Source organism: Burkholderia sp. BCC1640, from assembly GCF_902833125.1.
GTDB classification, from domain to species: domain Bacteria; phylum Pseudomonadota; class Gammaproteobacteria; order Burkholderiales; family Burkholderiaceae; genus Burkholderia; species Burkholderia diffusa.
Genome location: NZ_CADFEF010000017.1, coordinates 91,299 through 118,247, shown reverse-complemented (window position 1 = coordinate 118,247; position 26,949 = coordinate 91,299). Strand labels below are relative to the sequence as shown.

Below are 26,949 nucleotides of genomic sequence, written 5' to 3'. Positions count from 1 at the left end.
TGCCTGCAACAGGGCTACGACGACACGGGGTTCTTTCACGTGCATCCTCCTGAAGAATCGGTTCGCCGCGCTCGCGCGGCGATCAATCGATTCTAGGAAATGCAAACTTAAGGCGACGTGAAGATTGTCCCTGATTGCGTCACCGATGCGGGCCGTGCAATCGATGGCGGCCCGATCAGCGGTCGACGCGCTGCTGAAACTGCGCGGGATACCGCTCGCCGACGATCGTGATCTGCCGCAGCGCCGTCTCGATCGCCGACAATTCGTCGGTCGTCAGCACCACCGCGGCCGCGCCGATGTTTTCGTCAAGCCGATGCAGCTTCGTCGTGCCCGGAATCGGCACGATCCACGGCTTGCGGGCCAGCAGCCAAGCGAGCGCGATCTGCGCGCGCGTCACGCCCTTGTCGGCCGCGATCCGGCCGAGCAGGTCGACGAGGCCCGCGTTGGCCCTGCGGTTTTCTTCCGAGAAGCGCGGCACGAGATTGCGGAAGTCGGTCGCATCGAACGTCGTGTTCGCGTCGATCGCCCCCGTCAGGAAACCCTTGCCGAGCGGGCTGAACGCCACGAAGCCGATGCCGAGCTCCTCGAGCGTCGGCAGGATGCGCTCCTCCGGCTCGCGCCACCACAGCGAATATTCGCTTTGCAGCGCCGCGACGGGCTGCACAGCGTGCGCGCGGCGAATCGTCTGCTCACCGGCTTCCGACAGCCCGAAGTGCGCGACCTTGCCTTCGCCGATCAGGTCCTTGACGGTGCCCGCGACATCCTCGATCGGCACGTTCGGATCGACGCGATGCTGATAAAGCAGATCGATGCGGTCGACCTTCAGCCGCTTGAGCGCTGCGTCGGTCACCGCGCGAATGGTCGACGGCCGGCTGTCGACGCCCTTCATCGGCTCGCCGTTCTCGAAACCGAACTTGGTGGCGATCACGACCTGGTCGCGAAACGGTGCCACCGCCTCGCCCACCAGTTCCTCGTTGACGAACGGGCCGTACGCTTCGGCCGTATCGAAGAAGGTCACGCCGCGTTCGAACGCCGTGCGAATCAGCGCGATACCGCTCGCCTTGTCGATGGCTGGACCGTAGGCGTAGCTCAATCCCATGCAGCCGAGCCCGATTGCCGAGACTTCGAGGCCGCTCTTACCAAGCATGCGCTTTTGCATGAATTTCTCCTGCTGAAAGGTAAAGACGATCGACGGGATGCCGAGGAAGCGAGTGTAGGTTGATGGATACGCCTCAACAATCGGCGTACCATTTCATGCGTTATTGAGGAAATTTCATCAATGCTGCGCACCGGCCTCGGCGAACTCACGACCTTCATCACGATCGCGGAACAGCGCAGCTTCAGCGGCGCGGCCCGCATCCTCGGCGTGTCGCCGTCGGCGCTGAGCCACGCGATCCGCCATCTCGAGGCGCGGCTCGGCGTGCGCCTGTTCAACCGCACGACCCGCTCGGTCGCGCTGACCGAGGCCGGCGAACAGTTGCTGCTGCGCGTGCGGCCCGCGGTCGCCGATCTCGAGGACGCGATGAACGACGCCGCGACCGCCCGCAACCGGCCGTCCGGCCAGATCCGGATCAGCGCGTCGGAATCCGCGTCCCGCCCGCTGATCCGGCACGTGCTGCCCGGCTTCGTCGCGCGCTATCCGGACATTCATGTGGAGTTCGTCGTCGATTCGCGGATGATCGACATCGTCGAACACGGCTTCGACGCGGGCATCCGCGTGCGCGAGGACGTGCCGCGCGACATGATCGCCGTGCGGTTCGGCGATGCGGTCCGCTTGGTCGCGGTGGCGTCGCCCGACTACCTGGCGCGACACCCGGCGCCGGATACGCCGCAGGACCTCACGCGCCACCGGTGCATCCGGTTCCGCTTCGAAAGCGGCGCGCTCTATCGATGGGACCTGACGCGCGACGGCAAGCGCGTGAGCGTCGACGTCGACGGGCCGATGACGCTCGGCAACCTGAGCCTGATGGTCGACGCAGCGCTCGCCGGCATCGGCATCGCGTGGGTCACGCACGCGCGCGTCGCCGAGCATCTGGCCGACGGCCGGCTCGTGCGCGTGTTGCCCGAATGGGAGCAGACGTTCGACAGCCTGTGTCTCTACTATCCCGCGAACCGGCATCCGCCGGCGGCATTGCGGTTGTTCGTAGAGGCGGTGCGTGAATGGACGGATGCAGCGGGCAACGCGTCGGACAACTGATGGTTCGCCCCGCCCAGCCGCCTCACCGCAGGTTGGTCCGCGCGAGCTCGACGATCTCGTCGCCGCGCCCGCTCAGGATCGCGCGCAGCATGAACAGGCTGAAGCCCTTCGCATGCGCGATCTCGATCTTCGGCGGCATCGCCAGTTCGTACTTCGACGTGACGACGTCGACCACCGCCGGCCCGTCGTGCGCGAACGCCGTGCGCAGCGCATGCTCGACGTTCTCCGAATGCTCGACACGCACGCTGAAGATCCCCGCGCCCTTCGCGATCGCCGCGAAGTCGGTCGGGCTCAGGTCGACGTTCGTGTCGAGATAGCCGGCCGCCTTCAGCTCCATCGACACGAAGCCGAGCAGGCTGTTGTTGTAGACGACGATCTTGATCGGCAGGTTGAGCTGGCGCGCGGTCAAGAGATCGCCGAGCAGCATCGACAGCCCGCCGTCGCCCGACAGCGACACGACCTGCCGGCCCGGATGCGCGCCCTGCGCACCGAGCGCCTGCGGCATCGCGTTCGCCATCGAGCCGTGGTTGAACGAGCCGTGCAGTTGGCGCTTGCCGTTCATCGTCAGGTAGCGCGCGGCCCACAGCGTCGGCGTGCCGACGTCGGCCGTGAAGATCGCGTCGTCGGCCGCGACGTCGTCGACGACTTTCGTCAGGTATTGCGGATGAATCGCGCGGCCCGGCGGCTCGGCCACGGCGAGATCGTCGAGCCCCTTGCGCGCGGCCGCATAATGCTTCAGCGCATTCTCGAGGAAGCGCCGCTGCGTCTTGCGCGTGAGGCGCGGCAGCAGCGCCGCGATCGTTTCCTTCACGGTGCCGACGAGCCCGAGCGCGAGCGGCGCGCGATGGCCCAACTGCGAGCCCTTCCAGTCGATCTGCACGATCTTCGCATGCGTCGGATAGAACGGCCGGTACGGGAAGTCCGTGCCGAGCATCAGCAGCGTGTCGCACGACTCCATCGCGTGATAGCCCGAGCTGAAGCCGATCAACCCCGTCATGCCGACGTCGAACGGGTTGCCCCATTCGACGAACTGCTTGCCGCGCAGCGCATGCACGACCGGCGCGCCGAGCGTGTCAGCCAGCGCGACCACCTCGTCGTGCGCGCCCTGCGTGCCGCTGCCGCACAGCAGCGTGACCGCGTCCGACGCATCGAGCAGCGCCGCGAGCCGGTCGAGATCGGCGTCGGCCGGCAGGATCGACGGCGGTGCCGAGTCGCTCCACGCCGGCAACTCGTCCGGGCCGTCGCCGAGCGCGATGTCGCCCGGCAGTACGATCACCGCGACGCCGCGTTCCTCGATCGCGGTGCGCATCGCGCGCGCGAGCACGCGGGGGAACTGCGATGCGTTGGTCACGAGTTCCGCGAAATGACTGCACTCGCGGAACAGTTCCTGCGGATGGGTTTCCTGGAAATAGCCGAGGCCGATCTCGGTCGATGGAATGTGTGCGGCGATCGCGAGCACCGGCTGGTGATTGCGGTGGCAATCGTAGAGGCCGTTGATCAGGTGCAGGTTGCCGGGGCCGCAGCTGCCCGCGCAGACCGCGAGCCGTCCGGTCGACGCGGCATCCGCGCCGGCCGCGAACGCCGCACTTTCCTCGTGCCGCGTATGCATCCAGCGGATCGAACCGATCTGGCTCAGGCTGAACGACAGCCCGTTCAGGCTGTCGCCCGTCACGCCCCAGATGCGCTCGATGCCCGCTGCCGCCAGCGTCTTCGCCAGGTATTCCGCCATCGTCTGTCTAGCCATCATGCCCTCGCTCGTTGATCGGTCGTCACACGATATTCGGCCACGGCAGCCGCCGTCGCCGCTGACGGGACGAGCATACGCGATCGTGCCGCGCGGCGTCGTGACGACGCGGGCGTCATGCGCGGCGACGCGGCCAGGTGCGCTCCTCTTCGGTTGACGCATGCCGTTCAACGCAGCGTGCGCGGCCGACCACATCGCGATGCGCTACACCGGCAGCGCATGCGTCGACAGAATTTCCTTCAGTACCATGAACGAGCGCACCTGCCGCACACCGGGCAGGTACAGCAGCTGTTCCGCGTGCAAGCGGTTGAAGCTCTCGTTGTCGCGCGTGCGCACCAGCATGAAGTAGTCGAATTCGCCGGTCACCACGTGACATTCGACACACCCCGACACCTTCTGCGCGGCCTTCTCGAACTCGGCGAACGCCTCCGGCGTCGAACGATCGAGCACGAAGCCGATCACCACCAGCATCCCGGCACCCAGTGGCTTCGGGTCGAGCAGCGCCACGATGCCGCGAATCAACCCCATCTCCTTCAACCGCTCGACGCGCCGCAGGCACGCCGGCGCGCTCAGCTTCACCTTCGCGGCGAGGCTCACGTTCGAGATCGACGCGTCCTGCTGCAACTGCCGCAGGATCGCGCGGTCGATGCGGTCGAGCACCGGCGGCGTATCGGCCGGCAATGCGCTGCCGCGATCTAATTTCATTGCGTCTCCTGTCACTTTTGCGAACCAAAATTATCTATTTGATGCTCATCTCATCGATAACGTAGGTTTCCATTATTTATTTCGCAAGCTCATTTCGCGGGGTCCTGCCTATCATTTTTCCATCGGGACACGGCGTGCCGGCCGCACCCGACCGATTCGAATTCCCGCCCACCGCCTTTCGGAGCTTGCCGATGAACCTGCAACGTTTCCCCCGTTATCCGCTCACGTTCGGCCCGACACCGATCCAGCCGCTCAAGCGCCTGAGCGCGCACCTCGGCGGCAAGGTCGAGCTGTATGCGAAGCGCGAGGACTGCAACAGCGGCCTCGCTTTCGGCGGCAACAAGACGCGCAAGCTCGAATACCTCGTCCCCGACGCGCTCGCGCAAGGCGCCGACACGCTCGTGTCGATCGGCGGCTTGCAGTCGAACCAGACCCGCCAGGTCGCGGCTGTCGCCGCGCATCTCGGGATGAAGTGCGTGCTCGTGCAGGAGCACTGGGTCAACTACGAAGATCCGGTGTACGACCGCGTCGGGAACATCCAGCTGTCACGGATGATGGGCGCCGACGTGCGGCTCGTCGCCGACGGCTTCGACATCGGCATTCGCCGCAGCTGGGAAGAAGCGATGGAAAGCGTGCGGCAGGCGGGCGGCAAGCCATATCCGATTCCTGCCGGGTGTTCCGAGCATCCGCTCGGCGGGCTCGGGTTCGTCGGCTTCGCGGAAGAAGTACGCGAGCAGGAAGCGCAACTCGGCTTCAAGTTCGATTATGTCGTGGTCTGCTCGGTGACGGGCAGCACGCAGGCGGGGATGGTCGTCGGCTTCGCGGCCGACGGACGTGCGGACCGCGTGATCGGCATCGACGCGTCGGCAACGCCCGAGCGCACACACGAACAGATCACGCGCATCGCCCGGCACACGGCCGAGCTGGTCGGGCTGGGGCGCGATATCGACGAGCAGGACGTGGTGCTCGACACGCGCTATGCCGGGCCCGAATACGGACTGCCGAACGACGGCACGCTGGAGGCGATTCGTCTGTGTGCGCGACTGGAAGGCGTGCTGACCGATCCCGTCTATGAAGGCAAATCGATGCACGGGATGATCGACAAGGTGCGGCGCGGGGAATTCGAGCCGGGGTCGAAGGTGCTGTACGCGCACCTCGGCGGGGTGCCGGCGTTGAGCGCGTATAGCGGGATTTTTCGGGAAGGTTGATCTCGTGTTGCGGCAGACCGGCGACGCATGCGCGACGTCGGCGCCGCCGAAACAACGCAAGGCGGAGGTCGCGGGCGACCTTCGACGGCCGCTTCAACGAAACGATGCGCGGATCCCTCGCGGTCGTCGGAATCGCCTTTTTTGATAGGAAACCTGATCGTCAGGGCGATCGGAACACCCGGTGTCATTGCAGATCCGCACCATGTTGCCGGTGACGGACGCATCACGCGCATGCGGCCAACAGCAACAGCCCCGGCGCCAGCAAACGACGAACCGTCGTTTCTTCTCCCACGTTCCATTTGCACCGCACTGCTTCGCGCCATCTTGTCGCGAGCACGTACCCGGCTTGCGCGCGGCGGGGCGAATACAATTCACCCACGCCGACACGCAGTCCAAGGCTCTCTCAGGCTCTCTTCGAATCGTTCAGTCACGCACTGGTTGCCGCTTTTCGCTGGGCCGACCGTTGTCGACACCGGCTTCCAAACATGACGCAACAAACAATAGTGACGTGGTGAGCAATAATAATGGAGAAAAATGGCATGTCAAGGTGATTCGCGATTTCAAAGTTTGCGCATCGCGTCACTTTTGAATATGCTCTTCGTCGCTCAAACTAGGAGACCCCTTCGAGATGCCCAATAGCGAGCAGGCCAACGCCGACCTCATCACCGCCACCAAGGTGCGCGATCTGCTGACGCGCAACGGCGTCCCGCCGCGCAGTCACAACACGACGATCGCGAACGTGCTGGGCCTCAGTTTCTCGGTCGTCACCCGCAAGATGAAAGGCCTGATCCCGTGGAACCTGTCGCAGTTGCAGGACATCGCGACGCACTTCGGCGTGCCGCCCGCGATCCTGCTCGACGACAAGGGCACGCAGCCGGCCGCCGCGGAGATGATCGACGCGACGCTCGTGATCGAGTCGCGCCGTTTCCGCTGCCGCGCGGCGATCTCGGCGAAGGCCAGCAGCCAGACCGAAACGGACTTCGTCGCGTTGCAGTGGCAGGGCGAATGGATCGTCACCGAGCGCCAGCACGCGCGCGAAGGCCGCCTCTATCCGGTCGACGTCATCGAACTGCGCTCGAGCCAGCCGACCGTGTACGCGGCGCGGATCGCGGTCGTCGACGATTCGCGGGACGTCGCCGAAACCGTCTGCGAATACTTCATCGAAAAAGGCGTGAACGCGATTCCGTACCATGACGGCGCGTCGTTCCGCAAGGCGCTGGAAGTCGAGGATTTCGACGGCTACATCCTCGACTGGATGCTCGGCGACCAGACGGCCGCCGAGCTCGTGCGCGGTATCCGTTCGAGCGAGAACGGCGGCGCGCCGATCTTCCTGCTGACCGGCAAGATCTCCACCGGCGAAGCGAGCGAGGACGAAATCGCGCACATCGTGTCGCACTACAACGCGCGCTGCGAGGAAAAGCCGGTGCGCCTGCCGATCCTGTTCGCCGAAGTCGCGCGCGAACTGAAGATCGCGCTGCCGGCCGCCACGGCCGCCGCCGCGAGCTGAGACCACGACAAGAACTCCACCACACGAACACGATCAAGGGGAAACACATGCGAATTTCGACCATCTGGATCAAGAGCCTGGTCACGGCCTGCCTGCTCGGCATGGCCGCCGCGAGCTGGGCCGCGTCGTTCACGTTCACCGTCGACGGCAAGATCGGCCGCAGCAACCAGCCCGGCAAGACGACGTTCGTCTTTACCGAGCAGGCGCTGATGGCGCTGCCGCAGCACACGATCGTCACGTCGACGAGCTGGACGCCGAAAGCGACCTTCACCGGCCCGCGACTGTCCGACGTGCTGAAAACCGTCGACGCGCACGGCACGCAGATCGAGTTCCGCTGCATCGACGAATATACGTTCACGATCCCCGTGTCGGATGCCGACAAGTACGGCGTGATCCTCGCGCGCACGATGAACGGCAAGGTGCTCGGCAACGACAACTACGGCCCGCTGTGGATCATGTATCCGCGCGACCAGTATCCCGACGAGCTGAAGACGCCGCTCGGCGAAGCCAAGTTCGCATGGCAGATCATCGGCCTGACCGTGAAGTAAGCGCGGGACATGATGCGCGGGCGGTGGAAGAACAGAAAGATCATCCTCATCCTGGGATCGTTGTGGATCCTGGGATTCGCCGCGTGGGCATTCCTGCTGTGGGACCTGCTCGCGACCTCGGTCAACGAGGGCGTGCTCGAAGGGCCGCGCGAAGGCGTGTTCTGGACAGCCGCGCAATACCGGAACGCCTACACGCGCTTCGACCGCCAGCTGATCCTCTACTCGACGCACGTGGACGACGACTTCGACCACGTGCAGATGCAGCTCGACAGCCTGTCGGTATCGTTCGGATTCCTGCAGCGGCCGTCCGAAGTGTCCGAATACTGGCTGCGCATCCCGCGCGCGCGCGCCGAAATCGCGGTGCTCGGCGCATTCATGGCGCGCCTGAAGCACGACGTGCCGCTGCTGCGCAACGCGCCAAAGAATGCGCCGCGCGTGATCGACGACGTCAACGCATACTGGCCGAAGGTCAACGGCCTCGCGAACTACTTCCGCGCGATCGAGATGGCGCAGCGCGACTTCACATTCCATCAGCTGAAGGAAAAGCAGCGGGCGATCCTGTCGCTCGGCATCATCCTCGGCGTGATCCTGTGCGCGCTGTTCCTGCTGCTGTTCTACACGATGCGCACGCGCGACGACCTGCTCGAACGACAGGACGCGGCGCTCGATGCGGAGCGCAAGGCATCCGATCGCGCGTTCGAGATGATCGAGGCGAAGAACGCGTTCCTCGGGATGGTCAGCCATGAACTGCGCACGCCGCTGCAGGCGATCTGCGGCTCGATCGAGATCCTGCTCGCGCGGCCGCAGTCCGACGCCAACCTGAAGACGATCCGGCGGCTGCAGAATTCCGCGTCGTCGCTCGAAGCGCTGGTCAAGGACCTGACCGATTACATCAAGCTGCGCTCGACCAAGCGCCTCGCCGAAACCGAAACGGTCGGCATGGCGTCGCTGCTCGCCGAGGTGCTCGATCCGCTGCGCGAGAAGATCGCGACAAAGCGGATCGCCGTCGCACAGCGCGTCGAGCCTCACGACCTCGCGATCCGCTCCGATCGCAAGCTGTTGCGTCAGGTGCTGTCGAACCTGATCGAGAATTCGGTGAAATACACCGTCGACGGATCGATCGACGTATCGATCATGCTCGTCGACGCGCCGGCCGGCCGGCAACTGAAACTCGCGGTGCGGGACACGGGCGCCGGTATCGCGAAGCAGCATCTGCCGAAGATCTTCGAGCCGTTCTACCGCGCGAACGACGCGGTCGGCCTGCATGTGGACGGAATCGGCATGGGGCTCGCGGTCGTGCGCGAGATCGTGACGACGCTGCGCGGCCACGTCGACGTGCGCAGCGTCGTCGGCGAAGGCAGCGAGTTCGTCGTGACGCTGCCGGCCGAGATGCCGGATGCCGGCGAAACGACCGGCGACGCGCCCGCGTGGCCGGCCGTCGCCGCGCATCGCAACCGCCGCGCGCTCGTCGTCGACGACAACGACAACGCGCGCGAAACGCTCGGCGCGATGCTGTCGGCGCTCGGCCTCGACGTCGACCTGTGCGGCACCGGGCAGGAAGGCGTCGCCCGTTTCGGCGACACGCATTACGACCTCGTCGTGGTCGATCTCGAACTGCCGGACCTGAGTGGCTTCGAAGTCGCGCACCGCATCCGGATGGTCGCGCAGCCGGACGACGACGGAAAGTTTCCGTCGATCCTCGGTGTCAGCGCGTACGAATCGGCCGCGCTGCGCGAGAACCAGCGGGTGTTCGACGAATTCCTGCCGAAACCCGTTCACCTGCGCGAACTCGGCGCGCTCGTCGAGAAGCTGCTCGGCTGAGCACGGTCGCGATGCGTGACGGGCGGGCGTTCCGGCCGCCCGCAGCGCGTTTCCCGCTTACTCGCCGATCAAATGCAGCACGATGTCGCGCCGATGCGCGGCGCGACGATGCTCGAACAGATAGATGCCCTGCCACGTGCCGAGCACCATGCGTCCGTGCTCGATCGGGATCGACAGCTGCACTTGCGTGAGCGCCGTGCGCAGATGCGCAGGCATGTCGTCGGGGCCTTCGGTGTCGTGCTCGTAGCGCGTGTCGTCCTCGGGCGCGAGCGTCGCGAAGTAGCGTTCGAGGTCGCGCTGCACGGACGGATCCGCGTTCTCCTGGATCAGCAGCGACGCGGACGTATGGCGGCAGAACACGGTCAGCAGCCCGGTGCGGATTGCCTGCTGGTCGACGAATGCGCGCACTTGCGGCGTGAACTCGACGAGGCCGCTGCCGCGCGCGTCGACGCCGATATGCGTGATGGCCTGTTGCATGACGACGGCCTCAGGCGAGCGCGGCAAAGCCGTCGGCCTCGATCTGCCCGGCGTCGGCGGGGCGCACGACGCGCGCGACTTCGACCCCGTCGCGCAGGAATACCAGCGTCGGCCACAGCTTCACGCCGAACGAACGGCCGAGCGGCCGACCCGGGCCATCCTCGATCTTCAGGTGCCTCACGGCCGGATGCGCGGAAAACGACGCGACGATCGCGGGCTGCGCACCCGCGCAGATTCCGCACCAGTTCGTGCCGAATTCGATGACGGTCGCACCGGCCAGTGCGTCGACTTCCGCGCGCGTCGGCGCGTTGGCGGTGTAGCGTTGCTCGATGTCCATCGGTCCCTCGTGTGCAATTGCGGAACGTGGCCGCCGCGCGCCGGCGTGGGCGGCACATGCGACCTTCGATTTCCCACTGTAGCGGAAAAGCACGCGCGATGCCGACGGCGGCCGCGCCACGCCCCGCCCCGCGAATGACACGACAAGAATCGGAGCGCCGCGCGGCGGCGACGCGATCAGCATGCGAACTGATCCCGTCAACGAAGGAAAGACCATGAATGCCCCGCATCGCGTCACCGAACCCAACATCCTCTATTTCGGCACGCCCGTCGTGCTGATCAGCACGCTGAATCCGGACGGCACGGCCAATCTTGCGCCGATGTCGTCCGCGTTCTGGCTCGGCTGGCGCGGCATGCTCGGGCTCGCCGCCAGCTCGCAGACCACGCACAACCTGATGCGCACCGGCGAATGCGTGCTGAACCTGCCGTCGGCGGCGCAGGCGCAGGCGGTCGACCGCATCGCGCGCACGACGGGCACGCATCCGGTACCCGAGTCGAAGCAGGCGCGCGGCTACGTGTACGAACCGGACAAGTTCGGCACCGCCGGGCTCACCGAGACGCCCTCGCAGACCATCGCCCCGCCGCGCGCGCTCGAATGCCCGGTGCATCTGGAAGCGGTGGTCGCCGCCACGCACGGCATCGGCGACGAAGCGCCCGACCTGCGCGGCCACATCCGCGTGTTCGAGGTGCGCATCCAGCGCGTTCACGTACATCCCGACCTGCTGATGGACGGTCATCCGGACCGCATCGATCCGGACAAATGGTCGCCGCTGATCATGAGTTTTCAGAAGTTCTATGGCCTCGCGCCGCATCAGGTGCATGCGTCAAGGCTCGCCGAGATTCCGGAGCGCGCCTATCGCAGCCCCGACATCGACCGCGCGCGCGAAGCGGGCATGTCGATCGGATAAGATACGGGCCGATCGACCCATGACCGAACCGACGGAGTGTTTCAGTGATTCAACCGACCCAAGTATTCAAGGACAACCTCGCGCAACTGCCGGCCATCGACGGTGTCGCGCGCATCGATCTCGTCGGCGCGAACGGCGACGTGGTCGCCAGCATCGAGAACCAGCCGGGCAAGCAGGGTTCGCTCGCGGTGTACAACTATCTGAAGCAGGCATTCGGCACGCTCGACGCGAAGGCCGCCGAGCACGGCCTCGCCGTGTTCGCGGAGCACACCGCGGACGCGCGTAACCGCCCGGGCGCACACCCGAACGTCGATCGTCTGCTGGCGATCGTCGACGGCGGCGACGCGCTGCGGATCGACGTGGTCGCGAAGGCCTGAATGCCCGGCGACGGGCACGCACGCAAACGGGCGATGCCCGTCCTTTCCCGGAGACCATCCACATGCGTCGCATGACTGTCCGGCCGTTCACCCGCCGCGTCGCATCGAGCGTCGCCCTCGCGTGCGTCGCGCTCGGCGGCACGGCGTCCGCCGAGACGCTGCACACGGCTTCCGATATCGCCGGCGCGTCCCTGGTTCCGCTCGGCGCGCTGCCGCGCTCGCCGGAGAACGGCACGCTCGACGCATTCTGTGCGCGATATCGTGCGAAGACCGCAACCGCGGCCGGCCGCGATGTCGCGAAGCTCGGCTGGATCGTGACGTCGGAAGCGCCGCTCGGCCGCTATACGGTCGTCACGTTTGCGAGCGGTTTCAAGCCGGGGACGAGCGCGATCTGTTACGCGCGCAACGCAAACATCGGCGTCTTCGACGGCACGACGCTCGTCGCGCTCGGCTATACGGCACGCGCGGCCGGCTGGCAGCTCGGCTCGGCCGAGTCGCTGGAAAGCGGCGCGCTGCTGGTCTGGGGCGGCGACGGCCCGTCGGCGCCCGTCGGCGAGCTGCGCGAAGAGCATGGCGGCTTGCGGCTGGCGGCGGTCGCCGCCGAGCGCACGTACTGCCACGGCCGTGCAGTCGTGCCCAACGTGTACGGCAAGCCGCTCGATACGGCGCGCAAGATCCTGATCTCGCGTGGCTGGCAGCCGCTGCGTCCGCGCGAGAAGCCGGACTCGGCGGACGGCGCGGCCACGCTCGCGAAGCACGGGATCATCGAAGCCGAAGCGTGCTCCGGCACCGGCATGGGGTATTGCGCGCTGCGGTATCGGAGCGCGGCCGGCGTGCTCGGTGTGACGACGGCCGGCGGCGAGCCGGACACGCCGTCGGCGAATACCGTGATCGATTATCAGGTGGCTTGCCGGAAACAGTGATCGGCGCGGTGCGGCGCGTCGACGAGTGCGCGTGATTCCTCGCGCTTGCTCGCATGGCATGCGTTTGTCGTCGCGCGGAAGATGGAACAAATACGTTGACGATCGGCCGTCCGGTCGATTGACCCGCTCCACGTGCGCTCCTAAACTGACCTCCCTTTCGGGCATCTCCAGCACAAGGGGACTTCCATGATCGACCTCTCCACGCTCGCGCTGTTCTCCGGCGCGTGTCTCGCGCTGACCGCCACACCCGGCCCCGACATGCTGCTGATTGCATCGCGCAGCGTGAGCCAGGGCCGCCGCGCGGGGTTCGCCACGCTCGCGGGCATTCAGGTCGGCACCTACTGTCATGCGCTCGCAGCCGCGCTCGGGCTGTCTCAGCTCTTCGTCGCGGTGCCGCTGGCGTACGACGCCGTGCGATTCGCCGGCGCCGCGTATCTGCTTTACCTCGCATGGAAGACATTCCGTTCGGATGCGACCGCGCTGTCGCCGGCCGCGTCGCCTCGCCGCCATTCGACCGCCGCGATCTTCCGCCAGGGCGTGATGACGAACCTGCTGAATCCGAAGATGGCGCTGTTCGTCCTCGCGCTGTTCCCGCAATTCGTGCGTCCCGAGCATGGCTCGATCGCCGTGCAGATCCTCGTTCTCGCGACGGTGCTCAATGCAATCGGACTCGTCGTCAACGGCGCGGTGATTCTGTCCGCGAGTCGGTTGGGTCAGCGCATCGGCGCGCGACGCCAGCCGTCGAAGCTGCCGCGGTATCTGCTCGGAACGGTGTTCGTGGGATTGGCCGCCCGGCTGGCGGTGGCGGGACGGAATTGATCGCGAACCGGCCGACTCCGAAGTCCGTACCGAATACGATCGACTGACGCGCGAGAAATTCGTGTCACTCGATGCGATGCCTGGAAGACGGCGCCGCCGTATCCCCGGCCGGCGCACCATAAGCGGCTGAAAACCCGTGTCGATCAACATGCGAACCTCACGCGAGTGGACATGGCCGCGTGCATGAGGGGACCAATCCGCGCCGCCCGGTAGCGAATTCCGGTACCGGCGCGCGGCGCGCGCAATCGTCAGCGATTCGCGCCGAGCGCCACGCGCAGCCGCTCCATCAGCCGCGTGTAGTGCCGCACCACATCGGCCTTGTCCGTCACGTTCGCGGTCGAGAACCGCTCGGACCACGCGGCCTTCCACTCATACGTGCCGTGCACGCTGCGGTCGCCGTCCGGCGACTGGATCAGCGCACGGATCCGCGCGTCGCGCCCCGGTCCCGTATGCATCTCGAACAACGCGTGGATGAACGTGTGATACGCGTCGTACACGTCGTCGTCGAACAGGTAACGGTAGATGTGAAACGTGCGGTCGAGTTCGCGCTTCGCGCGGATCACGTCGTCCGGCGAGATGTCCTTCCAGTAGCCGATCCACGTGTAGAAGCACAGCAGCGCATTGAGCTGCGGCGCGACCGTGTCATACAGCGTGAGGCGCTTCTCGATCAGCCGCTGGTTGGTCCATTGCACGAGCTCGAGCCGCTTCAATCGGCGCGCGACGAGCCAGCCGAGACACGCGACCGACAACGGTGTCAGCACACCGAGCACGAGCTTGACGATTTCCAGCGAATTCCACGGATTGTTGAATGGCTGCATGAATGGCTCGACAAGATGGACGCACCGCCCGGCGGATCGCATCGCGCGCAGCGCGCGCGTTCGCCGATCCCTTTGCGGCTGACCGTTAGTTGCTTGCGCATCGAAGTCGCACCGTGATGCGCCCGGTGCGTGGCGAAGCGGCTCGTCCTCCCAGTGTATCGGCCAAATGTCACCGGCCGGTGACGATTCGCCGAATCGTCGTCACGCGCCCGTGCCGCGTTACGTCGGCAGCGCCGACGTGAGCTTGACCTTCTGCATCGGAATGTCGGTCTTCACGCTCAGCACGCCCGGGATGCGCGTCAGGTATTCCATCTGGAAGCGCCGGTAGTCGTCGATGTCGGCGGCCACCACGCGCAGCAGGAAATCGCAGTCGCCGGCCATCAGGTGGCATTCGACCACTTCCGGCATCTGCTGGACGGCCTCGGCGAAGCGGTTCACGGATTCGGCGTCCTGCCCCTTCAGCCACACGCGCGTGAAGATCGTCAGCCCCTTGCCGACCTTCGCCGGGTTCAGCACGGCCACGTATTTCTCGATCACGCCCGCTTCCTCGAGCAGCCGCACGCGCCGCAGGCACGGCGACGGCGACAGCCCGACCTCGTGCGCGAGTTCCACGTTCTGCATGCGGCCGTCGCGTTGCAGCGCGCTCAGGATCCGCCGGTCGATAGCGTCAAGCTTCATTGGCATCAAATTCCAAAAAAATCGCGAATTACTCACTCGATGCCAAATTCTCGTGAATATCGATCCGCAACGCAACCCGATTCGAGTCAAAAAAGCAGACAATCCTCCTCCCCGAAGGAGGAGTAATGAGCAGTAGCGTTTCAACGTCGTCCGGGCTTCGCGACAGGCCCGCCTATGTCGCCGAGATGGGCCGCGGATTGCGCGCGGCGCTGCCCGTCATGCTGGGTTTCGTGCCGTTCGCGCTGGTGCTCGGCGCGCAGGCCGCGCAAAAAGGGCTGAGCCTGTTCGAGGTCCCGATGATGACGGGCCTGAATTTCGGCGGCGGCTCCGAATTCGCGGCGATCCATCTGTGGACGTCGCCGCCGCACATCGCGCTGATCGTCGCGATGTCATTCCTCGTGAATTCGCGTCACATCCTGATGGGCGCGGCGTTCGCGCCGTACATCCGGCGCCTGCCGCGCCGCCGCGCATTCGCCGCGCTGTTCTTCATGTGCGACGAAAGCTGGGCGATGTCGCTTGCCGACGCACGCTCGCGCTCGGCCACGCACATCAGCGTCCCGTATTACGCGGGCGTGTGCGCCGGGCTGTACCTGACGTGGATCTCGATGACGACGCTCGGCGCGGCGGTCGGCCCGACGATCGGCAACGTCGAGCAGTACGGCTTCGACATGGCGTTCACGGCCGTGTTTCTGGTGCTGCTGCGTGGGATGTGGAAAGGCATGCGCGCGAGCCGTCCGTGGTTCGTGAGCCTCGTCGTCGCGGCCGGCACGCATCTGGCCGTGCCCGGCGCGTGGTACGTCCCGGCCGGCGCGTGCGCGGGGCTGATCGCCGCGCTGCTGTGGGAGCCGCGCGATGCTGCCTGATTTCGCGACGGTCGCGACCATCATGCTGATGGCGTCGACGACCTACCTGTCGCGCGTGCTCGGCTACGTGCTGCTGCGCAACCGCACGCTGAGCCCGCGGATGGCGTCGGTGATGGAGAACGTGCCCGGTTGCGTGCTGATCTCGGTGATCGCGCCGGCCTTCGTGTCGACGCGCCCGGCCGATCTGCTCGCGCTCGCCGTCACGCTGATCGCGGCGACCCGCCTGTCGATCCTGCCGACCGTCATCGTCGGCGTCGTGTCGGCCGGCCTGCTGCGGTATTTGCTCGGGTAATCGGGTAACGCGGTTCCGAGCGCCGCGCGGGCGACACATCGAAGCGGAAGACGGGCGCGCCATGCGCCCGTTTTCGCATCCGCGCGCCGGGAGCGGCTTCGGCTCTGCGTGACGCGACACCCGGCACGCGTCACGACGGGGTGTTAGCCTTGCGGCTATACCCGCGATGCCTTCCCCTGATTGCCTGCCTGCGAGGATCGTCCCGATGCAAGAAACCCGCCCGCTGTTCGACCGCGTCCTGCTCACCAACGACGACGGATTCGACGCCCCCGGCCTTGAAGTGCTCGAACAGGTCGCCACGCAACTGGCGCGCGAAGTCTGGATCGTCGCCCCGGCGGAAGACCAGAGCGGCACGTCGCATTCGCTGAGCCTGCACGAACCGCTGCGCGTGCATCGCAAGGGCGAGCGCCGCTTCGCCGTGCGCGGCACGCCGGGCGATTGCGTCGCGATCGCGGTCAGCCACCTGATGAAGGACGCACGGCCCGATGTCGTGCTGTCCGGCGTGAATCGCGGCGCGAACCTCGGCACCGAAACGGTGTTCTCGGGCACCGTCGGCGCCGCGATGACGAGCATGCTGGTCGGCGTGCCGGCGATCGCGCTGAGCCAGGCGTTCAGCGACCGCAACGCGGTGCCGTGGACCACGGCGCTCACGCATGCGCCGGACGTGATTCGCCGGCTGGTCGCGGCCGGCTGGGACAGCGACGCGTGCCTCAACGTGAATTTCCCGGCGCGGCCGGCCGACGACGTGCGCGGCTTGAAGGTGACGAACCAGGGTGCCGGCACGTTGCAGGGCGTCGAAATCGTGTCGGGGCGCGATCCGCGCGACATCGAATACCACTGGCTGAAACTGGCGCGCGCACCGCGCGACGACGATGCGGATTCGGAGACGGTCGCGCTCGGCGAAGGCTACATCGCCGTCACGCCGCTGAAGTTCGAACGCACGCACGACCACGCGCTCGCGCGGCTGCGGTCGAACCTCGGCTGACCTCGGGGGTGATACCGGCCGGCGGCTTCGCCGTCGGCGCGCATCGCCCCAGCACAACGCCGCCCCGCCGCCCGCATCACCCGTCCGCGGTCACGTCAGGTTCAATCCCCCGTCGAGCATCACGATCTCGCCCGTCACGTAATCGGACGCGACGAGCATCGCGACCGTCTGCGCGACGTCGTCCGGCGTCGCCGCGCGGCGCATCGGCGCGCGCTCGCGCCAGAGCTGCTGCGCGTCGGTCCAGTCGGCGGTCAGCGGCGTATCGACGAGCCCCGGCGCCACCGCATTGACGCGAATCGCCGGCGCGAGCGTGCGCGCCAGCAAGCGCGTCGTGTGATTGAGCGCGGCCTTCGCCGCCGCATACGGAATCGACGCGCCCTTCGGCCGCACGCCCGCATGCGAGCTGACGTTGATCACGCAACCGGCGCGCCCGCTCGACGCCGCTTCGAGCAGCGCGGGCTGCGCTTCGGCGACGAGCCGGAACGGCGCGATCACGTTGATCTCGTGCATCTCGCGCCACACGTCGGGCGTCGCGGCGGCGAGATCGTCGTGCGGAATCACACGGCTGACGCCCGCGTTGTTGACCAGCACGTCGAGGCGGCCGTGCACCGCCACCGCGTCGCGGATCAGCCGCACGCGCTGCGCATCGTCGGCGAGATCGGCCTGCACGTAGGCCGCGCCGAGTTCGCGCGCCATCGCGCGACCCGTTTCGACGGAACTGCGCGAATGCAGGATCACCGCGTAACCGTCCGCCGCCAGCCGTCGCGCGATGGCCGCGCCGATTCCCGACGTCGATCCGGTGACGAGCGCGACGGGCCGCTGCACGCGCGACGCGCGCGGCTCGGTGACGGTTTCGGTTTCAGGTTCCGTTTCGGAGACCGGGGCATTCATCGGCGGATGCGGCGCGTCCATGGCGTGGAATCCTGTCAGTGGCGTTCCCGCATCATAAGCATGACGACGGCCGATGCGGATGCGTGCCGTCTACGGCCGTTTCGGCAGATCGACGAAATCCTCGAGCTCGCCGGCGATGTGAAGCCGCTTGCCGACTCTGGGGTATTCGCAGACGTCGTGTTCGAGGCGCTGGCCGAGGACGAACAGTTCCAGCGGCCCGTCGCCGGTGTTCTGCAACGTGTGTGCATCGCCGCCGCGCGGGAAGCCGAGAAAGTCGCCCGGCCCGATTTCGTACGTGCGTTCGCCGATCGTGACCGTGCCGGTGCCGGACAGCACGTACACGCATTCTTCCTCGTACAGGTGGCGGTGATACTCGGCCGATTCGTGGCCGGGCATCAGCGTGAGCAGGTGTGCGCCGATCTGCGTGAGGCCGGTCAGGTCGCTGAGCTGCCGTTTGAGGCGAACGGCGTTGGGATTGAGCGAATGCACCGCGCGGGTCGGTTCCATTTTCGCGATGTCGGCGGCTTTCAGCAGTTCCCGGGGAGGTGTCGTGGACATGGGGATCTCGTCGGCGTCAATGCAGCGGTTGAACGCGCCGCCCGGGCGGGCGCGGCGTGCATGCCGCGCTATTGTCCGACATTTTCATGCGGACGAGATCACCGGCACGATCCTCGTCCACCGCGCCGTGGAGACGTCGCTCAGCCCACGTGCACGCCGCGCAGCTTCGTCAGCAGGGCGACGAGGCGATCGATGTGTTCGTCCTCCGTGCGCCACGACGACACGCTGATCCGGAACGCCGGCCGCCCCTGCCACACGGTCTGCCCGAACCAGACGTCGCCCGAATCCTGCGCGGCCTGAAGGATCGCGATCGTCTCGTCGTCGGTGCCGGCGCGCACGAGCACCTGGTTCAGCACGACGCGGTTCAGCACGTCGTAGCCGGCCGCGCGCAGGCCGTCGGCGACACGCTGGGCCTGCGCGCAATGCCGCTCGACCAGCGTCGCCACGCCGGCGCGGCCGAGCGCGCGCAGCGCGGCCCACACCGGAATGCCGCGCGCCCGCCGCGAGAATTCGAGGTTGAGATTCTTCTGCGCGTCCTGCGCGCCGCTCAGGTAGACGGCATCGCTGTTCATCGCGGTCGCGAGCGCGGCCGCGTCGCGGCAGATCACCATCGCGCCGTCGTACGGCGTGTTGAGCCACTTGTGGCCGTCGTTGGTCCAGCTGTCCGCGCCGTCAATGCCGTCGGTCAGCGCGCGCTTCGACGACGCGCGCGCCCACAGCCCGAACGCGCCGTCCACGTGCACCCACGCGCCGGCGGCCTTCGCGCGCGGAACCAGCGCCGCGAACGGATCGAATTCGCCGGTGTTCACTTCGCCGGCCTGCACGCAGAGGATCGTCATGTCGTCGAGCGGCGGCAATTGCGCGGGATCGATGCGGCCGTGCGGATCGACCGGCGCGACGATCAGGCGCTTCATCCCGAAGCCGAGCACGCGCAGCGCCTTCTTCACCGTGATGTGCGCGAGCTCGGAGAGCACGACCTTCACCTCGGGTGCGCCGATCAGGCCCGCTTCGTCGACGTCCCAGCCCTTGCGCGCGAGCAGCGCACGCCGCGCGGCGACCAGCGCGACCAGCGTGCAGGCCGTCGCGCTCGTGCCGAAGCCGACCGCGCTGCCCTCCGGCAGCCCGAGCACGTCGACGACCCAGCGCGCGGCCTGCCGCTCGATCGTCGCGGCCACCGGCGAATTCGCAAACGACGACGCGCACTGGTCCCACGCAAGCATCAGCCGCTCGGCCGCCGCCGCGGCCGGCAGCGTCGCGCCGATCACGAAGCCGAAGTAGTTCGGGCCGTTCGATGCGACGGTCGCGGGCGTGCCGCGCTCGTCGAGCAGGCGCAGCACGTCGTCGGCCGGGCGGCCCGTATCGGGCAGCGGTTCGTCGAAGGCCGCAAGACCGGCGAGCGCGGCCGCATCGGGATACGCGCGCCGTTCGCCGGCTGCTGCGAGATACGCGTGCGCGCGCCGGTCGGCGTCGGCCAGCAGGGCGAGTTCATCCATGTCGTTTGCCTCTGTGAAGATCAGAGTTGCAGGAGATCGCGGCCCAACCGATGCAGCGCATCGTCGATCCGCTTGTAGTACGTGAACTTGCCGACGCGCGTCGCCTGCACGAGCCCGGCATCCGCGAGGATGCGCATGTGGCGCGTGGTCGTCGCCGGCGCGATGCCGAGCTTCTCGGTGATGTACGTGCAGCACACGCCGAGTTCGTCGAAGTCGCCATGCGGCTGCGGCGGGAAATGCTTGCGCGGCTGCTTGAGCCAGCGCATCACGGCCAGACGGCTTTCGTTGGCCAGTGCGCTGATGCGGGTGACGTCGTCCATGGTTCGGCCTCGTTTGACGTTTCGAATATTAGCTAAATGACGAAACGTGGGCAACCGGTTGCGCGCGGGATCGTTGCGTTTGCCGGCGTGCGGGAAGGTGCCGGAAGCGGTGTCTGCGCTGCTGCGCCGCATTCGACGTCATCACGTCGGAGGCCGATGCGGGAGCGCCAGCCGATGTGATCCGGTTGGTTGCGATCACTCGGCGGTCAGCGCCTGCGCCAACCTTTCGATCAGCGCCCGCACGCGCCGCGGCTGCACCGCACCGCCCGGATAGACGATCTGCAGGTCGACTTCGCCCGGCGAGAAGTCGCGGAGGATCTCGACGAGCGCGCCGGACGCCAGATCCTGCTCGACGTCGAGTCGCGATTTCAGCGCGATACCGCGCCCCGCGACGCACCACGCACGCACAAGGGCGCCGTCGTTGGCCACGCGCCGGCCGCGCACCATCACGCGTTTCAGTTCGTCGTCGATGCGGAACGGCCACCCTGCATACAGCTCCTGGCCGAAGCGCATCACGATGCAGTCGTGCGCGGCGAGTTCGTCCGGATGCCGCGGCGTGCCGTGCGCGGCGAGATACGCGGGCGCGGCGCACACCACGCGGCGCGAACGGCCGAGCGAACGGCTACGCAACGCGCTGTCCGCAAGCGTGCCGCGCCGGATCGCGAAATCGAGCCCCTGCCCGACGAGATCGACGTAGCCGTCGCCGAGATGCAGGTCGACCGTGACGCCGGGATGCTCGGTCAGGAACGCGTCGACCACCGGCACGACGCGCGCCTGCCCGAGATCGGCCGGCGCGCTCAGCCGCACGGGCCCCGACAGCGTCTGCGCGCCGAGCCGCACGCGGCTTTCGAGTTCGTCGGCCTCGGCGAGCAGGCGCCGCGCGCCCGCGACCAGCGTGCGGCCTTCGTCGGTCAGGCTGATCGCGCGGGTCGTGCGTGTGAGCAGCGCCGCGCCGTAGTAACTCTCGAGCGCCGCCAGCCGTTCGGAAACCGTGGCCGGCGACAGCCCGACCTCGCGGCCGGCCGCGGCCAGCCCGCCCTTCTCCACGATGCGCAGAAACAGCGCCAGATTGTCGAGCAGCATTCCTCGCTTCCTCCGAAGGATATTTTCGAAGCCTGCCCAATTATCCGGATCAACCGCAAGCGCTAGAGTGAGCGCTACCTTTCCGGCGCATTCACGCGTCGGCCTCGACGACAAGAGGGCACACGACATGGAATACCGCACGCTCGGCCGCTCCGGCCTCAAGATTCCCGTGCTGAGCTTCGGCGCAGGCACGTTCGGCGGCACCGGCCCGTTGTTCGGCGCATGGGGCAACACGGGCGTCGACGAAGCGCGCCGCCTGGTCGACATCTGCCTCGAAGCCGGCGTCAACCTGTTCGACACGGCCGACGTGTATTCGGACGGCGCATCCGAGCGCGTGCTCGGCGCCGCGATCCACGGACGGCGCGACCAGGTGCTCATCTCGACCAAGACGGGCCTGCCGACCGGCGACGGCCCGAACGACGCAGGCACGTCGCGCCCGCGGCTGATCCGCGCGGTCGACGACGCGCTGCGCCGCCTCGATACCGACTACATCGACCTGCTGCAGCTTCACGCGTTCGACGCGGCCACGCCGGTCGAGGAAGTGTTGTCGACGCTGGACGACCTGGTGCGCGCGGGCAAGCTGCGCTATATCGGCGTGTCGAATTTCGCGGGCTGGCAGATCATGAAGTCGCTCGCTGCGGCCGACCGGCACGGCTGGTCGCGCTACGTCGCGAACCAGGTCTACTACTCGCTCGTCGGCCGCGACTACGAGTGGGACCTGATGCCGCTGGGCGCCGACCAGGGCCTCGGCGCGCTGGTGTGGAGCCCGCTCGGCTGGGGCCGGCTCACGGGCAAGATCCGCCGCGATGCGCCGCTGCCCGAACGCAGCCGCCTGCACGATACGGCCGGCTTCGGCCCGCCGGTCGACGACGAACGACTGTACGACGTGGTCGATGCGCTCGACGCGATCGCCGAGGAAACCGGCAAGACCGTGACGCAGATCGCGCTGAACTGGCTGCTGCAGCGCCCGACCGTGTCGTCGGTGATCGTCGGCGCGCGCAACGAGGAACAGTTGCGCCAGAACCTCGGCGCGGTCGGCTGGTCGCTGACCGACGCGCAGATCGCGAAGCTCGATGCGGCGAGTGCGGTCGAAGCGCCGTATCCGTACTTCCCGTATCGCCGGCAGGACGCGTTCGCGCGACTCAACCCGCCGATGTGCGGCTGAGCGGACCAACGGGCAGGCACGCGCCGACGCAACGGCGGACCGGCGCGACGGACGTCAGTCTCACCGCCCGGCCAGCGCGCGGTCGATCATCTCGCCGATCCGCCGCGCGAGCGCGTCCATCCGTTCAGCCGGCACGCCGCCGTAGCCGAGCACGAGCCCGTTGTAGCCATGCGCGGTGCCCGGCAGGCAGAACGACGACAGCGGCCGCAGGATCAGCCCGTGCGCCTGCGCGACGCGGCTCAACTCAGTGTCGGCCACCGGCACGTCGAGCCGCGCGGACAGATGCATGCCGCCCGCGCCGCCCGACACCGTCAGCCGCGTGCTCAATCGCCGCACCAGCGCGTCGTGCAGCGCATCGCGCCGCTCGGCATACACGCGGCGCATGCGCCGCAGGTGGCGCGTGAAATGCCCGGCCTCGATGAAATCCGCGAGCGCGCGCTGCTCGACCGCGCGACCCTGCAACATCAGCGCGCCCGCCGCGTCGCGCAGCGGCTGCGCGAGCGCGGGCGGCACCACCATGAAGCCGAGCCGCAACGCCGGAAACATCACCTTGCTGAACGTGCCGAGATAGATCACTGGCGCATCGTCGGCGAGCCCCTGCACGGCCGCGTGCGGCGTGCCGTGGTGGCGAAACTCGCTGTCGTAGTCGTCCTCGACGATCCATGCGCCGGCCGCGCGCGCCTGCGCGACGAGCGCGAGCCGCCGTTCGAGGCTCATCACCGCGCCGAGCGGATACTGGTGCGACGGCGTGATGTAGACGAGCTTCGGCGGACGATCGCGCCAGTCGTCCGGATGCGGCGCCAGCCCCTGCGCATCGACGCCGATCGGCTCGACGCGCAGGTCGGCCGCGAGAAACGCGTTGCGCGCGCCGTGGTAGCCCGGGTTCTCGATCCAGGCGACATCGCCCGCGTCCGCCAGCGCGCGGGCGCACAGGTCGAGCGCGCCCTGCGTGCCGTCGGTGACGATCACCTGCGCCGCGTCGCAGCGCACGCCGCGCGACGCGCGCAGATAACCGGCGATCGCGTCGCGCAACACTGAATCGCCCTCCGCCGATTGATAGCCGAGCTGCGCCGGCCCCGCCGCGCGCCATGCGCGTTCGATGCAGCGCCGCCACTGCGCGAGCGGGAATTCGTCGACGGCCGGCACGCCCGGCATGAACGGCAGCGATTCGTCGAGGCCGCTCGTCGCGCGCTCCGCCTGCACGACGCGCCGCGACAACATCGCCGCATCGCCGGCGGGCGCCGCGGCGGCGATCCGCGACCCGCGCAAACCCATCCGGGCGACCACCGTGCCCTGCCGCGTGCCGGTCACGAACCCTTCCGACGCGAGCCGCTCGTACGCGTACAGCACCGAGTTGCGCGCGATGCCGAGTTCGTCGGCCAGCGTGCGCGAGGCGGCAAGCCGCGCGCCTTCGGCGATCCGGCCGCTCAGGATCGCGTCGCGCAGGCACGCGTACAGCCGCTGCTGCTGCGACATCCGCGTGACCGCGTGCGGCCCCGCCTCGCGCTCGAAGGTCGACAGCAGCACCGCGTAATCCATCGTGGCTCCAGAATGTGGGAATGTCATGGGTCTACACATGGTGCCACGAACTTTCTATCGTGGATGTCTGTTCTAGTTTCCGGCCGCGCCGGCAACGCTTCAATTCACCCATCCTCAAAAGGTTCGCGACCATGAACGCTACCGACACCGGCCTGACCGTACGCCCTGTGCGGGAAGACGATTTCGACAACTGGCTGCCGCTGTGGGACGGCTACAACCGCTTCTACGGCCGCTTCGGCGACACCGCGCTGCCGCACGAGATCACGCAGCTCACGTGGTCGCGCTTCTTCGATGGCTACGAGCCCGTGCATGCGCGCGTTGCGGAACGCGACGGCCGGCTCGTCGGGCTCGTGCATTTCCTGTATCACCGCAGCACGACGCTGATCGGGCCGACCTGCTATCTGCAGGATCTTTTCACGCTCGAGAGCGAACGCGGCAAGGGCGTGGGCCGCGCGTTGATCGAAGCCGTGTACGACGCCGCGCAGGCGCAACGCGCCGAACGCGTGTACTGGCAGACGCACGAGACGAATCACACGGCGATGCAGCTCTACGACACCGTCGCGGAAAAAACCGGATTCGTGATCTACCGGAAGGTTTTGCCGCGCTGAGCGCGCCGAGCGCGCCGCCGCGGCGGCGGCTTCACGCCAGCGGCCGCGCCTTGATCCACAGGAACAGCGGCACGCGCGACCACTGCTTCAGCGTGTCCGTGTCAGCGCGGTCAGGCGGTGGCTCGCGCAGCGACACGATCGCGAAGCCGGCCGCCTCCAGCGCATCCATGTAGGCCTGCAGCGGCAGCGACCAGCCCGCGAAATGCATCGACAACCCGTCGCGCGTTTCCACGCCTTCGAAATGCTCGCTGCCGAAATACGTGCCTTCGAGCACGAATGGCGCATCGGGCTGCGGCCCCGCGAAACGGCCGCGATCGCGGAACGGATGCACGAGCGACACGAACAGCAGCCCGCCCGGCTTCAGCACGCGGCGCGCCTCGCGCAATGCTGCGGCCATGTCGTCGAGATCCATCAGCACGTTGTACGCCATCACGACATCGAAGCTTGCCGGATCGAATGGCAGCGATGCCGCATCGGCGAGTGCGTAGCGGTGCGCGGAATCCGCGCGACGGGCGGCGTCGAGCATCGCGGGCACCGCGTCGCTTGCGGTCACGTCGTAGCCGAGCGCCTTCAGCTCGCGGCTCACGCGGCCCTCGCCGCAGCCGATTTCCAGTGCGTGGCCGCTGCCTCGGCCGAGGTAAGCCGCCAACCCCTCGCGATACTTCCAGAACGCATCGTGGCCCGGTCTGCCGGCCCAGTCGATCCATTGGTCGGCGACGTGCGTCCAGTGTTCGGTAATGGCTTTCGTGTCGGTCATGTGCGCTCCCGATCGTGTGCGTCGTGCTGGCCCAGGATGCGCATGGTAAGCCGAAGCGTCGGTGCGCGTGAGCGCGTTGCGCGAGTGGGAGCCGCCGCGGCCGGTTTCCGTTTCCGGCGGCGGCGTTCTACAGTTACGAGAGACGACATGCGGCGCCGCCCACTTTCACGTTCGGTTCGCGTCCGTCGATACGCACCCGATTCCGAGGAATGTCCATGCCGAGTATCGTCGCCGGTCCCGCCCATCTTCCGCCGAGCCCAGTCGCCGCCGAAACGCGCATGGTGCACGACGTCGCCACGCTGCGGCCGTCGGACTATCGTTCGGCCGACGGCGCAGCGTGGGTCATCGCCACCGTCACGCCGGCCCCGGACAGCGGCGAAAACGTGACCGGCACGACCTACTTCGATACCGCGAAACAGCAAACCGTCGCGGTGCCCGACGCGCGCCGGCGTTATGCGAACCGCGGCACCTGGCAGGTCGTCGCGAGTTCGAGCCCGTCGGTGCCCGCCACCGGCCGCTACGACTGGCTGACGCTCGCGTGGCTGCCGATCAACCAGCGGCCGCTGCCGCAAACGCCCGAGCATCTGTATTCGCCGTTCATTCACGGCGGCACGATCGTTTATCGCTGGAATCCGGCCGCACAAGGCGGCGAGCAGTTCGGCAACGTGCGGATGATCTTTCCGGAGTGGCGGCAGCAGGTGGCGGACGTGCTGCGCGCCGCGTCCGGCGACGACGCGCAAGCGGCGGCGGCCGCGTCCGCATCGGCGCTCGATCGCGTGAAGCAGGACGGCAATCCGATGGCCGCCGTGCTCGACTTCGGCGCCGCGCTGCACGAGGAACCGGCCGACCGGATCGCCGCACGCCTGCCGGCATTGCTGCGCGCGAACGACCTGCACGAAGTGTCGGCGATCGTGTTCCAGTGCATCGCCGCATCGCGCGAAGCGGACCGGTCGCGCTTCGTCGAAGCGATCAGCGGGTCGATCTTCTCGATCGACGACAGCGCGCGCCTGCTCGCGATCGCCTACGGCGCATTCGCGGCCGGCAGGGCGAAGCCGCGTCCGTTCAGCGATGCCGCGCAGGCCGCGCGTATCAACGACGTGTTCGCGGCATTGAAGCAGCGGACGTCGGCACTCGGCGTGCCGGTCGGTCAGGGTTCGCCGTGGTACGAGTTCTTCACCGCGTATCGGCTCGGCGGCGCGTCGCCCAGCTCCGGCGGAAACAGGCAGTAATTACCGGTGCTGCGCGATCGTCAGTCGACCTGACGCTTCGAGACGCTTCAACGAAAACGACGTCATCCTGAATGCTGGTACCCGGCATGCAATCCGCGCG

General features: G+C 67.6%; 29 protein-coding genes and 1 pseudogene. 15 read left to right on the top strand and 15 right to left on the bottom strand.

Translation table 11 applies throughout. The annotated features are described in order from the left end of the window. Window positions 1–175 precede the first annotated feature (175 nt). Window positions 176–1,159 (bottom strand): aldo/keto reductase, encoded by a 984-nt coding sequence (locus tag HWX25_RS19670; RefSeq protein ID WP_175909854.1) that lies wholly within the window; start codon window positions 1,157–1,159, stop codon window positions 176–178. Between the two features lie 120 nt (window positions 1,160–1,279). On the opposite strand from HWX25_RS19670, the gene HWX25_RS19665 reads away from it, so the two are divergent. Then, entirely contained in the window at window positions 1,280–2,197 is a 918-nt protein-coding gene (locus HWX25_RS19665; protein ID WP_059818439.1) for a LysR family transcriptional regulator, read from the top strand. 22 nt (window positions 2,198–2,219) lie between these two features. Here HWX25_RS19665 and poxB read toward each other — a convergent pair whose 3' ends face one another. Further along, window positions 2,220–3,941, bottom strand: a complete 1,722-nt coding sequence (poxB, locus tag HWX25_RS19660) for a ubiquinone-dependent pyruvate dehydrogenase (protein ID WP_175909921.1) — start codon at window positions 3,939–3,941, stop codon at window positions 2,220–2,222. Window positions 3,942–4,145: 204 nt separating this feature from the next. Further along, window positions 4,146–4,646, bottom strand: a complete 501-nt coding sequence (locus HWX25_RS19655) for an Lrp/AsnC ligand binding domain-containing protein (RefSeq protein ID WP_175909852.1) — start codon at window positions 4,644–4,646, stop codon at window positions 4,146–4,148. Between the two features lie 191 nt (window positions 4,647–4,837). On the opposite strand from HWX25_RS19655, the gene HWX25_RS19650 reads away from it, so the two are divergent. Continuing rightward, on the top strand, window positions 4,838–5,854 hold the full coding sequence (locus HWX25_RS19650) for a 1-aminocyclopropane-1-carboxylate deaminase (RefSeq protein ID WP_175909850.1): 1,017 nt from the start codon (window positions 4,838–4,840) through the stop codon (window positions 5,852–5,854). Between the two features lie 82 nt (window positions 5,855–5,936). On the opposite strand, the pseudogene HWX25_RS33910 reads toward HWX25_RS19650, so the two are convergent. Next, a pseudogene (locus HWX25_RS33910) lies at window positions 5,937–6,146 on the bottom strand (hypothetical protein); the annotation flags it as partial. 336 nt (window positions 6,147–6,482) lie between these two features. On the opposite strand from HWX25_RS33910, the gene HWX25_RS19645 reads away from it, so the two are divergent. The 3 genes from HWX25_RS19645 to atsR are packed head-to-tail and all read left to right on the top strand — an operon-like array spanning window position 6,483 to window position 9,730. Continuing rightward, complete coding sequence (locus tag HWX25_RS19645; protein WP_059818443.1) at window positions 6,483–7,361, top strand: helix-turn-helix domain-containing protein; 879 nt, start codon at window positions 6,483–6,485, stop codon at window positions 7,359–7,361. A 47-nt stretch (window positions 7,362–7,408) separates the two neighbouring features. Further along, on the top strand, window positions 7,409–7,909 hold the full coding sequence (locus HWX25_RS19640; RefSeq protein WP_175909848.1) for a molybdopterin-dependent oxidoreductase: 501 nt from the start codon (window positions 7,409–7,411) through the stop codon (window positions 7,907–7,909). 9 nt (window positions 7,910–7,918) lie between these two features. Next, on the top strand, window positions 7,919–9,730 hold the full coding sequence (gene atsR / locus HWX25_RS19635) for a hybrid sensor histidine kinase/response regulator AtsR (RefSeq protein ID WP_175909846.1): 1,812 nt from the start codon (window positions 7,919–7,921) through the stop codon (window positions 9,728–9,730). A 57-nt stretch (window positions 9,731–9,787) separates the two neighbouring features. On the opposite strand, the gene HWX25_RS19630 is transcribed toward atsR, so the two are convergent. Further along, window positions 9,788–10,207, bottom strand: coding sequence for a secondary thiamine-phosphate synthase enzyme YjbQ (locus tag HWX25_RS19630; RefSeq protein ID WP_059464957.1), 420 nt, complete (start codon window positions 10,205–10,207; stop codon window positions 9,788–9,790). A gap of 10 nt (window positions 10,208–10,217) precedes the next feature. Beyond that, window positions 10,218–10,544: a thioredoxin family protein gene (locus tag HWX25_RS19625; RefSeq protein ID WP_059533691.1), complete on the bottom strand. Its 327-nt coding sequence runs from the start codon at window positions 10,542–10,544 to the stop codon at window positions 10,218–10,220. A 214-nt stretch (window positions 10,545–10,758) separates the two neighbouring features. Between HWX25_RS19625 and HWX25_RS19620 the strand changes: the two genes are divergently transcribed. The 4 genes from HWX25_RS19620 (at window position 10,759) to HWX25_RS19605 (ending at window position 13,570) form a co-directional block, all read left to right on the top strand. Beyond that, entirely contained in the window at window positions 10,759–11,451 is a 693-nt protein-coding gene (locus HWX25_RS19620) for a flavin reductase family protein (protein ID WP_175909844.1), read from the top strand. Window positions 11,452–11,495: 44 nt separating this feature from the next. Beyond that, window positions 11,496–11,828: a DUF2322 family protein gene (locus HWX25_RS19615; RefSeq protein ID WP_059533687.1), complete on the top strand. Its 333-nt coding sequence runs from the start codon at window positions 11,496–11,498 to the stop codon at window positions 11,826–11,828. Between the two features lie 62 nt (window positions 11,829–11,890). Then, window positions 11,891–12,751, top strand: a complete 861-nt coding sequence (locus HWX25_RS19610) for a hypothetical protein (protein ID WP_175909842.1) — start codon at window positions 11,891–11,893, stop codon at window positions 12,749–12,751. 186 nt (window positions 12,752–12,937) lie between these two features. Next, window positions 12,938–13,570, top strand: a complete 633-nt coding sequence (locus tag HWX25_RS19605; protein ID WP_175909840.1) for a LysE family translocator — start codon at window positions 12,938–12,940, stop codon at window positions 13,568–13,570. 248 nt (window positions 13,571–13,818) lie between these two features. On the opposite strand, the gene HWX25_RS19600 is transcribed toward HWX25_RS19605, so the two are convergent. Both HWX25_RS19600 and HWX25_RS19595 read right to left on the bottom strand, forming a co-directional pair. After that, on the bottom strand, window positions 13,819–14,388 hold the full coding sequence (locus HWX25_RS19600; RefSeq protein WP_175909838.1) for a hypothetical protein: 570 nt from the start codon (window positions 14,386–14,388) through the stop codon (window positions 13,819–13,821). A 219-nt stretch (window positions 14,389–14,607) separates the two neighbouring features. Beyond that, window positions 14,608–15,066, bottom strand: a complete 459-nt coding sequence (locus HWX25_RS19595; RefSeq protein ID WP_006486309.1) for an Lrp/AsnC family transcriptional regulator — start codon at window positions 15,064–15,066, stop codon at window positions 14,608–14,610. 125 nt (window positions 15,067–15,191) lie between these two features. Between HWX25_RS19595 and HWX25_RS19590 the strand changes: the two genes are divergently transcribed. From HWX25_RS19590 to surE, 3 genes are all read left to right on the top strand, one after another. Beyond that, the gene (locus HWX25_RS19590; protein WP_059698770.1) at window positions 15,192–15,929 is read left to right on the top strand and encodes an AzlC family ABC transporter permease; all 738 of its coding nucleotides are present in this window, start codon (window positions 15,192–15,194) and stop codon (window positions 15,927–15,929) included. After that, entirely contained in the window at window positions 15,922–16,221 is a 300-nt protein-coding gene (locus HWX25_RS19585; RefSeq protein WP_175909919.1) for an AzlD family protein, read from the top strand. The genes HWX25_RS19590 and HWX25_RS19585 overlap by 8 nt, the downstream gene beginning before the upstream one ends. Window positions 16,222–16,426: 205 nt before the next feature. After that, the gene (surE, locus tag HWX25_RS19580; protein ID WP_059533679.1) at window positions 16,427–17,206 is read left to right on the top strand and encodes a 5'/3'-nucleotidase SurE; all 780 of its coding nucleotides are present in this window, start codon (window positions 16,427–16,429) and stop codon (window positions 17,204–17,206) included. Window positions 17,207–17,296: 90 nt separating this feature from the next. On the opposite strand, the gene HWX25_RS19575 is transcribed toward surE, so the two are convergent. The 5 genes from HWX25_RS19575 to HWX25_RS19555 form a co-directional block, all read right to left on the bottom strand. Further along, a complete protein-coding gene (locus HWX25_RS19575) occupies window positions 17,297–18,118 on the bottom strand; it encodes an SDR family oxidoreductase (protein ID WP_175909837.1) in 822 nt (273 codons plus the stop codon). A 69-nt stretch (window positions 18,119–18,187) separates the two neighbouring features. Further along, on the bottom strand, window positions 18,188–18,655 hold the full coding sequence (locus HWX25_RS19570) for a cupin domain-containing protein (RefSeq protein ID WP_175909835.1): 468 nt from the start codon (window positions 18,653–18,655) through the stop codon (window positions 18,188–18,190). Window positions 18,656–18,795: 140 nt separating this feature from the next. Next, window positions 18,796–20,148 (bottom strand): pyridoxal-dependent decarboxylase, encoded by a 1,353-nt coding sequence (locus HWX25_RS19565; RefSeq protein WP_175909833.1) that lies wholly within the window; start codon window positions 20,146–20,148, stop codon window positions 18,796–18,798. Between the two features lie 20 nt (window positions 20,149–20,168). Beyond that, window positions 20,169–20,468 carry a helix-turn-helix domain-containing protein gene (locus HWX25_RS19560; protein WP_059533672.1) on the bottom strand — a complete coding sequence of 100 codons (300 nt, stop codon included), beginning with the start codon at window positions 20,466–20,468 and terminating at the stop codon, window positions 20,169–20,171. A 195-nt stretch (window positions 20,469–20,663) separates the two neighbouring features. Then, on the bottom strand, window positions 20,664–21,551 hold the full coding sequence (locus HWX25_RS19555) for a LysR family transcriptional regulator (protein WP_175909831.1): 888 nt from the start codon (window positions 21,549–21,551) through the stop codon (window positions 20,664–20,666). A gap of 127 nt (window positions 21,552–21,678) precedes the next feature. Here HWX25_RS19555 and HWX25_RS19550 point away from each other — a divergent pair, with 127 nt between their 5' ends. After that, window positions 21,679–22,716 carry an aldo/keto reductase gene (locus HWX25_RS19550; protein ID WP_175909917.1) on the top strand — a complete coding sequence of 346 codons (1,038 nt, stop codon included), beginning with the start codon at window positions 21,679–21,681 and terminating at the stop codon, window positions 22,714–22,716. 60 nt (window positions 22,717–22,776) lie between these two features. Here the strand turns inward: HWX25_RS19550 and HWX25_RS19545 are convergent, their stop codons facing one another. Further along, window positions 22,777–24,255 carry a PLP-dependent aminotransferase family protein gene (locus tag HWX25_RS19545; RefSeq protein WP_175909829.1) on the bottom strand — a complete coding sequence of 493 codons (1,479 nt, stop codon included), beginning with the start codon at window positions 24,253–24,255 and terminating at the stop codon, window positions 22,777–22,779. A 131-nt stretch (window positions 24,256–24,386) separates the two neighbouring features. Between HWX25_RS19545 and HWX25_RS19540 the strand changes: the two genes are divergently transcribed. Continuing rightward, the gene (locus HWX25_RS19540) at window positions 24,387–24,863 is read left to right on the top strand and encodes a GNAT family N-acetyltransferase (protein WP_175909827.1); all 477 of its coding nucleotides are present in this window, start codon (window positions 24,387–24,389) and stop codon (window positions 24,861–24,863) included. A gap of 31 nt (window positions 24,864–24,894) precedes the next feature. On the opposite strand, the gene HWX25_RS19535 is transcribed toward HWX25_RS19540, so the two are convergent. After that, window positions 24,895–25,620, bottom strand: a complete 726-nt coding sequence (locus HWX25_RS19535; protein WP_059533662.1) for a methyltransferase domain-containing protein — start codon at window positions 25,618–25,620, stop codon at window positions 24,895–24,897. 215 nt (window positions 25,621–25,835) lie between these two features. Between HWX25_RS19535 and HWX25_RS19530 the strand changes: the two genes are divergently transcribed. Beyond that, entirely contained in the window at window positions 25,836–26,849 is a 1,014-nt protein-coding gene (locus HWX25_RS19530) for a hypothetical protein (protein ID WP_175909825.1), read from the top strand. Window positions 26,850–26,949: the final 100 nt, after the last annotated feature.